10 protein-coding genes are annotated in these 13587 nt (G+C 64.4%); 9 read left to right on the top strand and 1 reads right to left on the bottom strand.

The window, feature by feature from the left end; genetic code table 11:
* Nucleotides 1-51 precede the first annotated feature (51 nt).
* A complete protein-coding gene (locus tag ASD80_RS04425) occupies nucleotides 52-1425 on the top strand; it encodes a dicarboxylate/amino acid:cation symporter (protein WP_056229541.1) in 1374 nt (457 codons plus the stop codon).
* Between the two features lie 139 nt (nucleotides 1426-1564).
* Nucleotides 1565-1921: a VOC family protein gene (locus ASD80_RS04430; protein ID WP_056229544.1), complete on the top strand. Its 357-nt coding sequence runs from the start codon at nucleotides 1565-1567 to the stop codon at nucleotides 1919-1921.
* Nucleotides 1922-2069: 148 nt separating this feature from the next.
* On the opposite strand, the gene ASD80_RS04435 is transcribed toward ASD80_RS04430, so the two are convergent.
* Nucleotides 2070-3389: a glycosyltransferase gene (locus ASD80_RS04435; protein ID WP_056229547.1), complete on the bottom strand. Its 1320-nt coding sequence runs from the start codon at nucleotides 3387-3389 to the stop codon at nucleotides 2070-2072.
* Nucleotides 3390-3801: 412 nt separating this feature from the next.
* Between ASD80_RS04435 and ASD80_RS04440 the strand changes: the two genes are divergently transcribed.
* The 7 genes from ASD80_RS04440 to ASD80_RS04470 all read left to right on the top strand — a co-directional run bounded on the left by ASD80_RS04440 (nucleotide 3802) and on the right by ASD80_RS04470 (nucleotide 13315).
* Complete coding sequence (locus ASD80_RS04440) at nucleotides 3802-5016, top strand: LL-diaminopimelate aminotransferase (protein ID WP_056229550.1); 1215 nt, start codon at nucleotides 3802-3804, stop codon at nucleotides 5014-5016.
* Between the two features lie 243 nt (nucleotides 5017-5259).
* Nucleotides 5260-6234 carry an iron-siderophore ABC transporter substrate-binding protein gene (locus ASD80_RS04445; RefSeq protein ID WP_056229551.1) on the top strand — a complete coding sequence of 325 codons (975 nt, stop codon included), beginning with the start codon at nucleotides 5260-5262 and terminating at the stop codon, nucleotides 6232-6234.
* A gap of 25 nt (nucleotides 6235-6259) precedes the next feature.
* The gene (locus ASD80_RS04450) at nucleotides 6260-7237 is read left to right on the top strand and encodes an ABC transporter substrate-binding protein (RefSeq protein WP_056229553.1); all 978 of its coding nucleotides are present in this window, start codon (nucleotides 6260-6262) and stop codon (nucleotides 7235-7237) included.
* A 314-nt stretch (nucleotides 7238-7551) separates the two neighbouring features.
* Nucleotides 7552-8892 carry a homoserine dehydrogenase gene (locus ASD80_RS04455; RefSeq protein ID WP_056229682.1) on the top strand — a complete coding sequence of 447 codons (1341 nt, stop codon included), beginning with the start codon at nucleotides 7552-7554 and terminating at the stop codon, nucleotides 8890-8892.
* Between the two features lie 36 nt (nucleotides 8893-8928).
* The gene (gene glpX / locus ASD80_RS04460; protein WP_056229555.1) at nucleotides 8929-9915 is read left to right on the top strand and encodes a class II fructose-bisphosphatase; all 987 of its coding nucleotides are present in this window, start codon (nucleotides 8929-8931) and stop codon (nucleotides 9913-9915) included.
* A 194-nt stretch (nucleotides 9916-10109) separates the two neighbouring features.
* Nucleotides 10110-11900, top strand: coding sequence for a single-stranded-DNA-specific exonuclease RecJ (gene recJ / locus ASD80_RS04465; protein ID WP_056229558.1), 1791 nt, complete (start codon nucleotides 10110-10112; stop codon nucleotides 11898-11900).
* A gap of 179 nt (nucleotides 11901-12079) precedes the next feature.
* Nucleotides 12080-13315, top strand: coding sequence for an SAM-dependent methyltransferase (locus ASD80_RS04470; RefSeq protein WP_082555050.1), 1236 nt, complete (start codon nucleotides 12080-12082; stop codon nucleotides 13313-13315).
* Nucleotides 13316-13587: the final 272 nt, after the last annotated feature.

Raw genomic sequence — 13587 nt, forward strand, 5'->3', positions numbered from 1 at the left:
GCGTGCAGCCCAATTGTTGGGCGGGCGTCTCGGCTAATTGCAGGTCAACACATGTCACCCACCACTGTTTCTGCTGCTCGGGCGCCACGCGCACCGAAGCCGCTTTATCGCTCGTTCGGCTTCCAGGTCCTGGCAGCCATGGTCATCGGCCTCATCCTGGGCTACATCGCCCGCCAGATGGGTCCTGACGCCGCTGGCGGCGCCAACTGGCTGGTCCAGACCCTCTCCACCGTCGGCTCCGCCTTCGTGTCGCTGCTGCGCGCTCTGGTGCCGGTGCTGGTCTTCACCGCCATCGTGGCCTCGATCGCCAATCTCCGCGAACTCCAGAACGCGGCCAAGCTGGTCTGGCAGACCCTGCTCTGGTTCGCCATCACCGCGCTCATCGCCGTGGCCATCGGTATTGCCCTCGGCCTCATCATCCAGCCGGGTCTCAATACCGCCGTCGCCGAAACCGCGGCCCGCGCCCCTTCGTCGTCGGGTTCCTGGCTCGATTTCCTCAAGGGCCTGATCCCCGCCAACATCTTCGGCCTCCAGGCATCGACCCGCGTCACCGATAGCGGCGCCAGCACCAGCCTCAACTTCAACGTGCTGCAGATCCTGGTGATCTCCATCGTGGTCGGCATTGCCGCCCTCAAGGTCGGCCCCGCCGCCGATACGTTCCTGGCCTTCAACCGCTCCTTCCTCAAGATCGTCCACAAGATCCTGTGGTGGGTCATTCGCCTCACGCCCATCGGCACCATCGGCCTGCTCGGCAATGCCGTGGCCGTCTATGGCTGGGATGCCCTGGCCCAGCTCGGCTGGTACTCGGCGGCCATCTATATCGGCCTGGCTTTGGTTCTCTTCGTGGTCTATCCGGTGCTGCTGCAGAGCAATGGGCTCAATCCCATCCGCTACTTCCAGAGCGCCTGGCCGGCCATCCAGCTCGCCTTCGTCTCGCGGAGCTCCATCGGCACCCTGCCGGTCACCGAGCGTATCACGGAGAAGAACCTGGGCGTGCCGCGTGAATATGCCGCCTTCGCCGTGCCGCTCGGCGCCACCACCAAGATGGACGGTTGCGCCGCCATCTACCCGGCGATCTCGGCCATCTTCGTGGCTCAGTTCTTCGGCGTGCCGCTCGGCATCGAGCACTACCTGCTGATCGCCTTCGTGTCGGTCATCGGTTCGTCCGCCACTGCGGGTCTCACCGGCGCCACCGTCATGCTGACGCTGACGCTCTCCACCCTCGGCCTGCCGCTCGAAGGCGTCGGCCTGCTGCTCGCCGTCGATCCGATCCTCGACATGGGCCGCACCGCCGTCAACGTGGCCGGCCAGGCGCTGATCCCGACCATCGTCGCCAAGCGCCAGGGCATTCTCGACCAGTCCGTCTACGACGCCGGCGAAAGCATCGACTCGCTCGACATCGCCGATGCGGTTCCGGCCGAATAGGGCAGGGCCCATCGCCAAGACGAAAAGGGGAGGCGAAAGCCTCCCCTTTTGTTTGCCCCGGCAGCGGCTGAAGGCTCATGCCACGCCCTGTCAGCAGCGCGTGGCACGACATCCGGGCAACTGAACCCGGAGAGATTCCATGCTGGACCATGTCGGCCTTCGCACCACGCAATTCGATAACCTGATGGCCTTCTACAAGGCGGTACTAGCACCGCTTGGCTATTCCGTGATGATGGAATATCCCGGCGCCGCCGGCCTGGGCCGCGCCTATCCCGATTTCTGGATCGGCGCCGACGACAAGGGCAGCTCCAACCTCCACCTGGCCTTCAAGACCGATGACCGCAAGGCAGTGGACGCCTTCCACGCCGCCGCCCTCACCCATGGCGGCAAGGACAACGGCGCCCCCGGCCTGCGCGACTACACGCCGACCTACTACGCCGCCTTCGTCATCGATCCTGACGGCAACAATCTCGAAGTGGTCTGCAACGACGAATAGGATTGGAGGCACGCCCTCGTGGTTCGAGGCTCGCGAAGAGCTCGCACCTCACCATGAGGGCTACTCTTGATGCGGTGTACCAGTAGCCCTCATGGTGAGGCGGGAGCGCAGCGACCCTCGAACCACGAGGGCGTGCCTCCAATAGGTCTCACCCCACCAGCTTCAGCGCCGGCTTCTTCGTCTTCCGCGCCTTCTTCGCCTTGGGCATGCGGGGCACGTAATTGCTCATCACCCGCTCGATCACCTTGATCGCCTTTTCCGCCCCGTCCTCGGCATGCAGCTTCTCGGCCACATCGGCGGCATTGCGGCGATAATCCTCGTTGGTGGAAAGGTCCGCCAGCGCCCCGGCCAGGATTTCCGAGGTCAGCTTGCGCAGGCGCACCGGCTTGGGTCCGCAGCCCAGCTCATAGACGCGGCGGCCCCAATAGGGCTGGTCCACCGTCTGCGGCACCACGAATGTCGGCCGGCCCAGATGCAGCCCCGCCGATGTCGTGCCCGCGCCGCCATGATGGACCACGGCCGAGACATATTTGAACAGCTTGTCGTGCGGCGCCTTCTCGATGGCAAAGATGCTGTCGGGCAGATCCTGCGGATTGATGCCGCCCCAGCCGCGGGCCACCACGGCGCGGCCACCCCACATGGCCACGGCTTCCTTCAAAATCTTGGTATTGCGCTCCGCCCCGAACGGCATCGAGCCGAACCCGATATAAACCGGCGCCTCGCCCTCGGAGAGGAATTGCTGGAATTCGGCCGACGGCTGCCAGTCGCTCCGGTCATGCAATTGCCAATAGCCTGTCACCAGCGCGCTTTTCGGCCAGTCGCGCGGCCGCGGCGACACGATCGGCGAATACGCATAGAGCGTCGTCAGCGATGTGCCATCGGTATTGCGGAAGAAGCCGCCCTTCTTGCGCGCATCCAGCCCCATCAGCTCGCGGCGCAGCTTGTTGCGCGGCAGGTTGTAATAGATTTGCTGCACGGTCATCGCCGTATAGGTCAGCTTGTTGAAGGCCGGGCCGAAATCGGCGCCGTAATAGATGCAGAGCGGGAATTCGCTGGTCGAGTTCAGCGGCTGCAAGGCCACCATGATGGCCGGAATATGCAGCGCCTCGGCAATGTCGATGCCGAAGCTGGTATTCATGTTCAGGATCAGCATGTCGGCGCCCTGGCACATATGCCAGGCGTGGCGCGCCGCCGTATCGACAATCTGCTGGCCCTGCCGCAACAGGCTCGGCCCGTTGATGAGCATGGACTGGCTCATCGCATTCTCGAATCGCTGCTGCGTCAGGAACGACTGGATCGACGGGCCCAGCGTGTGGAACTCGATTCCATAGCCTTCCACCATGCCCTGGAACTCTTCGGAGGCCCCCAGGACAACCGAATATCCGCGCTCCTTGAGCGCAATCGCAAGGGCCAGATAGGGTTGAACGTCGCCTTGCGTGCCGATCGTGACAAGGGCAATGCGCTTCAAAGTCTTACCTCACCATATGCCGTCTGGAGCCGAAGGTTGGCGTCCCTCGGACCATTTACAATACCCTGTGGAGGATTTATGAACGGACTGTCGATAGCTGATTTCCTTACAAAAATCGCATCTGAAGGGCAAGGGACATGCAGTCTCTCTACACTGTTGCTGAGGTTGGAGCATTGCTCGCCGCGGGTGCAGTGGCTGCTTTTGCCTTCGCGGCGGCGGCAAACGCCCGCTAGCTCTTCCCGCATGGCCTTGCTGGGGCCGGGAAGAGCCGAACACGAGACAGACCCGAAACCGGGGTCACTTAACCCGTTCACAACCATAATTCCGCGATAATCACCGCCTCAATGAGAGGCGTGGCGCTCTGAGCGCGTCGCGGCCAGTTCAGGTCCTTGTTGGGACCGCCGAGGAAATCATGAGCGACGACTTCCACAAAATCCGCCGTCTTCCCCCTTACGTCTTTGCCCATATCGACCCGCTAAAGGCCAAGGCCCGCGCCGAAGGCGTCGATGTCATCGATCTGGGCATGGGCAATCCCGACATGCCCACGCCGGCCCACATCGTCGAAAAGCTGCAGGAAACGGTCAAGGACGGCCGCACCCACCGCTATTCCACCTCGCGCGGCATTCCCGGCCTGCGCAAGGCCCAGGCCAGCTATTACGGCCGCCGCTTCGGCGTGAAGCTCAATCCCGATACCCAGGTCGTGGCCACGCTCGGCTCCAAGGAAGGCTTCGCCAACATGGCCTCGGCCATCACCGCTCCAGGCGACGTGGTGCTGGTGCCCAACCCGACCTATCCCATCCATTCCTTCGGCTTCATCATGTCTGGCGGCGTCGTCCGCTCCATGCCCGCCGATCCGAATGAAGATTTCATGCGCTCGCTCGATCGCGCCGTGCGCCACTCGATCCCCAAGCCGATCGCGCTGGTGCTGAACTACCCGGCCAACCCGACCGCCTACACGGCCTCGCTCGATTTTTATACCGAGGTGGTCAAGTACTGCCGCGAGCACGACATCTTCATCCTCTCCGATCTCGCCTATTCCGAGATTTATTTCGACGAGAATGACCCGCCGCCCTCCGTTTTGCAGGTGCCCGGCGCCATGGATATCTCGGTGGAATTCACCTCCATGTCCAAGACCTATTCCATGCCCGGCTGGCGCGTCGGTTTTGCCGTCGGCAACGAGCGCCTGATCGCGGCTTTGGCCCGCGTCAAATCCTACCTCGACTACGGCGCCTTCACCCCCATCCAGGTCGCCGCCGCCGCCGCACTCAACGGCAGCGACGATGTCATCGACGAGGTCCGCAAGGTCTACAAGATGCGCCGCGACGTGATGGTCGAGAGCTTTGCACGCTCCGGCTGGGACATTCCCGTGCCAAAGGCCACCATGTTCGCCTGGGCCCCGATTCCGGCCCAGTTCGCCCATCTCGGCTCGCTCGAATTCGCCAAGCTCCTGATCAAGGAAACCGGCGTCGGCGTCGCCCCTGGCGTCGGCTTCGGCGAATATGGCGATCAGTATATCCGCCTCGCCTTCGTCGAAAACGAACAGCGCATCCGCCAGGCCGCCCGCAACATCAAGAAACTCCTCGGCTCCAAGACCGGCTCAGGGAACGTCGTGCCTCTGGTCGGGTAGGGCGTCATCCTCCGGCTTGATCGGTCGAGCGCTTATTAGAGCGCGATATCCTCGGCTCCTGCTCACCCTCCCCCTTGAGGGGAGGGTAGCGTCGCCTGGCCCGCAGGGCCTTGGCAGAGCTGGGGAGGGGGTGTCGAGGCTTGACGACTGTTATCGCACCGGTGTCTTTTCGCTTCAAATAAATACATGACAGGATAACTCATCTTTTGTATGGAGAGCCATCTCCATCCACTGAGTGCCGTCATGATCACCCGCCTGCTTGCCCTCGTCCTCCCCGTGGCCTTCACCGCCACCGCCGCTTTCGCCCAGGCCTTCCCCGTCACCGTCGACCATGCCTATGGCGCCACCATCATCGAGGCCGCGCCGCAGCGTGTCGTCACCTGGGGCTGGGGCACGCAGGATGCGGTGCTGGCGCTGGGCGTCGTGCCCGTCGGCATCCCGTCGATGACCTATGGTGGCGACGGGGAGGGCCTCCTGGCCTGGACCCGCGCGGCGATCGAGCAGAGCGGCCAGCCCATGCCGGAAATTCTCGGCGATGGCGCCGGCGCCCCGAATTTCGAAGCCATCGCCGCGCTCGACCCCGATGTCATCATCGCCGTCTATTCGGGTATTACCGAAGACGAATATGCGCGCCTGAGCCAGATCGCGCCCACCGTCGTCTTTCCCGAAATCCGCTGGACCGCCAGCTGGCAGGACGTGGTCCGCCTGACCGGCGAGGCCCTTGGCAAGCCCGGCGAGGCCACCCAGCTCATCGCCGATACCGAGCAGTTCATCGCCGATGAGGTTGCCAAATACCCCGCCATTGCCGGCAAGACCGTCATCAACTTCGTCGATAGCGGCGAAGGCTCCATCTCCATCCGCAAGGCCATCGATCCGCGCACCAAGCTCCTGCTGTCCTTCGGCCTGCTACCGGCGCCCGAACTCGACAACAGCGATCCCGCCGCGTTCAACTACCTGCTGAGCTACGAAAACCTCGCCTCACTCGATGCCGACATTCTCGTCGCCTTCATGGATAGTCCCGAAGCGGCCGAAGCGTTTTTCGCCCAACCCTTCGCTGCCCGCGCGCCGCAGGTCGAAAGGGGCGCCCTCGTGCTGGTCGATGGTGCCTCCACCACCATGGCCGTGGGCGGTGCGGTCACGCCGCTGTCCCTGCGCTGGGCCTTGCCCGACCTGGTGGCCGCCGTCGGCGCCGCTGCCGAAGCCGCCGAAAAGCCCTGATGTTCCAAATGCCTGGAAGACAATCATGAATCATCTCGTCAGATCCGTCATAGCCGCCGCCATCCTGGCAACCGCCGCTTTCGCCACATCAGTTCACGCCCAGACCTTCCCGGTCACGATTCCCCACGCCTTCGGCGAAACCACCATCCCCGCCAAGCCGCAGCGCATCGTCACCTGGGGCTGGGCCAGCCAGGATGCCGTGCTGGCCCTTGGCGAAATCCCGGTCGGCATTCCCCATTTCGCCTATGGCGGCGATGAAAACGGCGCCCTGGGCTGGGACAAGGACGCCGTGGCGGCCCTTGGCGGCACCTTCCCGACCATCCTGCCGGCCGGCAATGACGTGCCGATCGAGGCCGTCGCCGCCCTGCAACCCGACCTCATCATCGCCGTCTATTCCGGCATGACCGAGGACGAATACAACGTGCTGAGCGGCATCGCCCCGGTCGTCGTCTATCCCGAAGTGCCGTGGAGCACGTCGTGGCAGGAGGTGATCACCACTACGGGCAAGGCCATCGGCAAGCCTGCCGAAGCCGAGGCGCTGGTCGCCGACCTCGAACAGTTCATGGTCGCCGAAACCGCCAAATATCCCGAGGTCCAGGGCACCACCTTTGCCGGCATTGCCGAATATAATGGCGAAGTCGCCGTCTATGCCGGGCTCGACCCGCGCATGAGCTTCCTTGAGGATCTCGGCATGGTCCTCGCTCCCAGCGTCACCGAACTGGCCCAGGGTGAAAGCTTCTTCTATTCACTGAGCTACGAAACCTTCGACCGGCTCACCAGCGACATCCTGATCTCCTATTTCGAAACGCCGGAAACCGACGCCGCCTTCTTCGCCAATTCGCTCGTCGCCCTGCAGCTCCAGGTCAAATCCGGCGCCGTCGCCCACGTCGTCGGCGCCGAACTGATCAATTCAGTCTCCCCGCCCACCGCACTCTCGATCAAGTGGGGCTTTCCTCAATACATCAAGCTGATCGCCGACGCCGCCAGGGCCGCCGGAAAATAGCGGTTGGTAGGGGCAACCTGCTGCCAAACCGCCGATCTGTTCCTCCCCCTGCCAGGGGGAGGAACAGATCGGGTACTGCGATCTCTCCGCCATCGTATCAAACTCCTATTGACGGCTAGGCATATTCCTATGCACATGGCGCCACCATGAGTGATATTGCTTCCTTCCGCCAAGCCGTCGAAACCTTCATCTCCGCCCGTGGCTGGACGCCGACCCGGTTCGGCCGCACCGTCGCCGGCGATCCGCTCTTCGTCTTCGACTTGCGCGAGGGCCGCGAACCGCGCTCCGATACCCGCGCCCGCATTCTCAAGGCCATGGCCGATTTCGGTGATGGCGAAACCCAGGCGCCCCTGCGCGTCGGTGTTGCCGGTCTCGGCAATGTCGGCGCCACCCTGGTCCGCATCCTGCAAAAGGACGCCGCCGACCTCACGCGAAAACTGGGCCGCCAACTGGTGGTGACGGCCGTTGCCGCGCGCTCGCGTTCCCGCGACCGCGGCATTGATATTTCCGGGCTCGACTGGTTCGACGATCCGGTGGCCCTTGCCAAGTCCGACGGCATCGATCTGTTCGTCGAACTCATCGGCGGCGAAGACGGCCCGGCCCTTGCTGCCGTGAAAGCCGCCCTCGAAATCGGCCGCCCCGTCGTCACCGCCAACAAGGCGCTGCTCGCCAAGCACGGCGTCACGCTCGCCCGTCTCGCCGAGGAATCCGGTGCCCAGCTCGGCTTCGAGGCCGCCGTGGCCGGCGGCATCCCCGTCATCAAGACCCTGCGCGAGGGCCTGGGCTCGGCCCGCATCGCCAAGGTCTTCGGCATCATGAACGGCACCTGCAACTACATCCTCACCCGCATGGGCAACGAGGACATTTCCTTTGCCGACTGCCTCAAGGATGCACAGGCCCTCGGCTATGCCGAAGCCGACCCCACCTTCGACGTCGAAGGCTTCGACACCGCCCATAAGCTCTCCATCCTTGCCACGCTCTGCTTCGGCTACGAGATCGCGCCCGACGAGATCCGCGTCGAAGGCATTTCCCGCATCACCCAGCACGATATCAAGGTCGCCGCCGAGCTCGGCTACAAGATCAAGCTGCTGGGCATTGCCCAGCGCACCGATCAGGGCATCGAGCAGCGCGTACACCCGACCTTCGTGCCCAGGGCTTCGGCGATTGCCGGCGTCGATGGCGTGATGAATGCCGTGGCGCTCGAAACCGACCACGTGCATGAACTACTGCTGGCCGGCCCCGGCGCTGGCGGTCCGCCCACGGCCTCCTCGGTGCTGTCGGATATCCTCGATATCGCCCGCGGCACCCGCGTTCCCCCGCTCGGCGTGCCCAGCGACGAATTGCTGCCTTACAAGCAGGCGCCGCTGCGCGCTCACGATGGCGGCTACTATATCCGCCTCAACGCCAAGGATGTGCCCGGCGCTCTGGCGGCCATCGCTACCCGCATGGGCGAGCGCAGCATTTCCATCGATTCCGTCATCCAGCGGTCCGATTTGGGCGCCAAAGCCGTGGCGCCGGATGGCTCGCCCACCCGGACCGTGGTGATGATCACCCAGCAGACTTTGGAATCGTCCGTGCGTGAATCGCTTGCGCAGATCGCCGCCGACGGGTTTATCGTCGGTGAACCGCAATTGATCCGGATCGAAACGCTCTGATACCCCTCCGGGGCAAGCCGGGCTCCGGGAGGAAATATGAGATTATCGAAGGCCGAGGGCGAGAAAACCCCCGCCAACCTGCATCGCAGCCTGGCGCTGGAACTGGTGCGCGTTACCGAGCGCGCCGCCATCGCCGCTGCCGAATGGCGCGGCAAGGGCAATGAACAGGCGGCCGACGAAGCCGCAGTCCTCGCCATGAAGGCCGAACTCGACCGCGTCGCCATTTCCGGCCGCATCGTCATCGGCGAGGGCGAAGAAAACGAGTGCGATAACCTCTATATCGGCCAAGCCGTCGGGGCCGGGCAGGGGCCCGAGGTCGATATCGCCGTCGATCCGCTCGAGGGCGTCACTCTCTGCGCCAAGAACCAGCCGGATTCCATCGTCGTTCTGGCCATGGCCGAGCGCGGTGGCCTGCTCAACGTTGCCCGCAACGTCTATATGCACAAGATCGCCATCGGCGCCGAATACGCCCCCGGCACCGTGCATATCGACTGGACCGCCACCGAAAACGTCAAGGCATTGGCCAAGGCCAAGGGCGTGCCGCTGAGCGAAATCACCGCTATCGTGCTCGATCGCCCCCGCCACGCCGCCCTCATCGAGGAGTTGCGCACCACCGGCGTTGCCGTCAAGCTGATCAGCGACGGCGACATTGCCGGCGTCATGCACGCCGTCAACACCGAGGATACCGGCATCGACATCTATCTCGGCTCCGGCGGCGCCCCCGAAGGCGTCCTCGCGGCAGCGGCCCTGCGCTGCATCGGCGGCCAGATGCAGGGCAAGCTCATCCTCGATACCCCGCCCAAGCGCGAACGCGCCATCGCCATGGGCATCACCGATCCCAATCGCATCTACGACGTGTCAGAACTGGCCGCCGGCGACGTGCTCGTCGCCGCCACCGGCGTCACCGACGGCACCTTGCTCGAAGGCATCCGCCTCCGCCGCCGCTCCGTCGAAACCAGCACCATCGTCATGCGCAGCTGGAGCCAGACCGTCCGCTGGATCAAGGCGCAGCACGCGCGGTAGTGTCACGCCCTCGTGGTTCGAGGGTCGCGACGCTCCCGCCTCACCATGAGGGCTACTGGTAGCGCTGAGTTCAAAGTAGCCCTCATGGTGAGGTGCGCTTCTTCAGCGCCTCGAACCACCCTCATCCTGAGCCTGTCGAAGGAGGGCGTGGCACGGCCCTTCCCACCACTGCGTAAATCGCCTACCTCTCCCCCATGCTCGATGCGCCGCGCCCTTTCCTTGACGTCACCCGCTCGGTCACCGGCCGCGCCTGGATTGACCGGCTCGACGCGACGACCACCCGCACCGCCACCGCCATGTCCCAGCGCTCGGGCATTTCCGAAATCCTCTCTCGTATCATCGCCGCCCGCGGCGTGAGCATCGATGAAGCCGCCACCTGGCTCGAGCCCACCATTCGCGGCCTCATGCCCGATCCCTCGACTTTGATCGCCATGGATGGCTTGGCCGAGCGCCTCGCCAAAGCCATCACCGACAACGAAGCCATCGCCCTCTTCGGTGACTACGATGTTGACGGCGCCTGTTCCTGCGCCCTCATGGTCCGCTATCTCAGGCACTTCGGCATCGAGCCGCAGGTCCATATTCCCGACCGCATCTTCGAGGGCTACGGCCCCAATATCGCGGCCATGGACAAGCTGATCGATTCCGGGGCCAGCCTCATCATCACGCTCGATTGCGGCACCACCAGCGATGCTCCCATCGCCCATGCGCGCAGCCGGGGCGCCGACGTGCTGGTCATCGACCACCACCTGTCCGACCACGAACTCCCCGATGCCACCGCATTGGTCAATCCGAACCGGCCCGACGACATTTCCGGCCTCGGCTACCTCTGCGCTGCCGGCGTCACCTTCATGGTGCTGGTCGCCGTCAACCGCGCTTTGCGTAACCGCGGCGATACCGGTCTGCCCGATCTGCTGAAACTGCTCGACCTGGTCGCCCTCGCCACCATCTGTGATGTCGTCCCGCTCACCGGCCTCAACCGCGCCTTCGTCGTCCGCGGCCTCGAAGTCGCCCGCCGTGGCGACAACAAGGGCATCGCGGCTTTGGCGCTCGCCGCCCGGCTCAGCGGCCCGCTCAATCCCTACCATCTCGGCTTTCTCATCGGCCCGCGCATCAATGCCGGCGGCCGCATCGGCAATGCCGCCATGGGCACCGAACTGCTGACCGTGGACGATGAACACCACGCCCTCGCCATTGCCGCCCGGCTCGACGAGCTCAATTCGGAACGCCAGCGCATCGAGGTCGAGGCGGTGGAAGAAGCCGCCGCCGTCGCCGAAATGGAAATCGGCAGCGGTGAGGGACCGCCGGTCCTCGTTCTCGCCTCGGCCAATTGGCATCCCGGCGTGGCCGGCCTCATCGCCGCCCGCCTGCGCGAGCGATTCGAGCGGCCCACCTTCGCCATCGCCCTTGGCCCCGATGGCACCGGCACCGGCTCGGGCCGCTCCATGCCCGGCGTCGATCTCGGTCGCGCCGTTATCGAAGCCGTGGAGCTTGGCCTCGTCGCCAAGGGTGGCGGCCACGCTATGGCGGCCGGCGTCACGATTCTGCCGGGCCAGCTCGGCCCGTTCCGCTCCTTCCTCGCCGGGGCCCTCTCGGTCGATGTCGCCGCCGCCCGTGCTGCCACGGCTCTCTCCATCGACGCGGCTCTGACAGCGCGCGGCGCCAGCCTCGATCTGGTGCATGATCTGGAGCGGGCAGGGCCCTATGGATCAGGCAATCCCGGCCCGGTCTTCGCCTTTCCCGCCCATCGCGCCCGCTTTGCCCAGGTCGTCGGCAAGGGCGGCCATGTGAGCTTCACCCTCACCTCCGAGGACGGCGCCCGCCTTAAGGCCATCGCCTTCCGCGCTGCCAGCACCGCCATTGGCGATGCCCTGCTGCGCGATGGCGATTCGGCGTTCCACTTCGCCGGCGCACTCTCCATCGATCACTACCAGGGCCGCGAGCAGGTGCAGCTCCGCCTTACCGATCTGGCCCGCCCCAAGGGCTGACGAACCAGCTCGTGCCACCGAAAACTGCTGCTTGCATATCCTCTTATGGCGGATAAACTGGCTTCAGGCGTGGTCCGGAAGCACCGTTTTTGAGCTCAGGGACATGCCGCCAACGCTTGAATTGAGGCGGCGGAGCAAGCGTCGCCGCCAGGTTTAATAAATTTGGACGAAGCGGCCCAATGACGAAGTCCGTAGTAGAGAATACCAGTACCGGCGCAACGCCGTGGACCAGTTTTGCCTCCTGGGTAGTCGAACGTATCGGCGTCGCCCTGATTGGCAGGCCACAGCATGGCGCCCTCACAGTCATCTTCCCCAACGGTCGCACGCGCACCGTCGGCAATCCGTCGACCGGTGAACATGCCGTGCTGCGGCTCAACAATTTCCGCGTCCTGAGCGAGGCCATGCAGCGCGGTACGGTCGGCTTCGCCTCGGCCTATATGGCCGGCGATATCGAGGCCGACGACCTCACCGCCCTGTTCCGCTTCTTTCTGCAGAATCGCGACATGTTCGAGCACGCCAATCCCGGCTTCTTCCGCCGCGCCGCGACCGACCTGCATTACCACCTGTCGCGCCGCAACACGCTGGAAGGCTCCAAGAAGAACATCGCCGAGCACTACGATCTCGGCAACGACTTCTACGGCCAGTGGCTCGATCCCTCCATGACCTATTCCTCGGCGGTCTTCACCTCGGGCGACCAGAGTCTCGAGGAAGCCCAGCTCGCCAAATATCGCCGCGTCGCCGACATGGCCGGCGTCACCGAAGGCTCGTCGGTCCTCGAGATCGGCTGCGGCTGGGGCGGCTTCGCCGAAACCGTCGCCCGCGACTACAAGGCCCATCTGCGCGGCATCACCCTCTCGGCCGAGCAGCTCAAATTCGGCCTCGAACGCCTGGCCCGCCAGGGTCTCGATAAATTTGCCACCCTGGTTTTCGAGGATTATCGCCACACCGAAGGCCAGTTCGACCATATCGGCTCCATCGAGATGATCGAGGCGGTGGGCGAAGACAATTGGCCCAGTTATTTCCAGACCGTGCATGATCGCCTCAAGCCCGGCGGCACTGCCGCCATCCAGGCCATCACCATCCGCGAAGAGGATTTCGATGGCTATCGCAGCGGGCCCGATTTCATCCAGCGCTACATCTTCCCCGGCGGCATGCTGCTGACCAAGACGGTGATGAAGGATTTTGGCGACAAGTATAATCTGGTGCTGGAAAACGTCGAGACCTTCCGCCTCAGCTACGCCAAGACGCTCAAGCTCTGGCGCGAGCGCTTCCTCGAACGCTGGCCCATGATCGCCCCGCTCGGCTACGACGAAGAGTTCAAGCGCAAGTGGGTCTATTACCTCTCCTATTGCGAAGCCGGCTTCACCGAAGGCTCCATCGACGTCGGCATCTACCAATACCGCAAGCCGGCTTGACCGTCGCCCTGCAGCCCTGGCGTTAGGGAGTGTTGACCTGGAGCGCAGTCTTACCCTCTCCCCTCGTGGGAGAGGGTGAAAATCCGCGTCCAGCGGATTTTCGGGTGAGGGGCCGCGCTCACCTATGCTTCAATGAAGGCGGGAAAACTCGGCGCCCCTCATCCGCCCGGAGCCTGCCTTCGGGCGCGAAGCGACCCGGAGGGGCACCTTCTCCCACGAAGGGAGAAGGGAAAGCCCAGACATCCAAAATAAACATCCCCTTGGTGAGCCAG

Source organism: Devosia sp. Root635, from assembly GCF_001427605.1.
Lineage (GTDB): Bacteria > Pseudomonadota > Alphaproteobacteria > Rhizobiales > Devosiaceae > Devosia.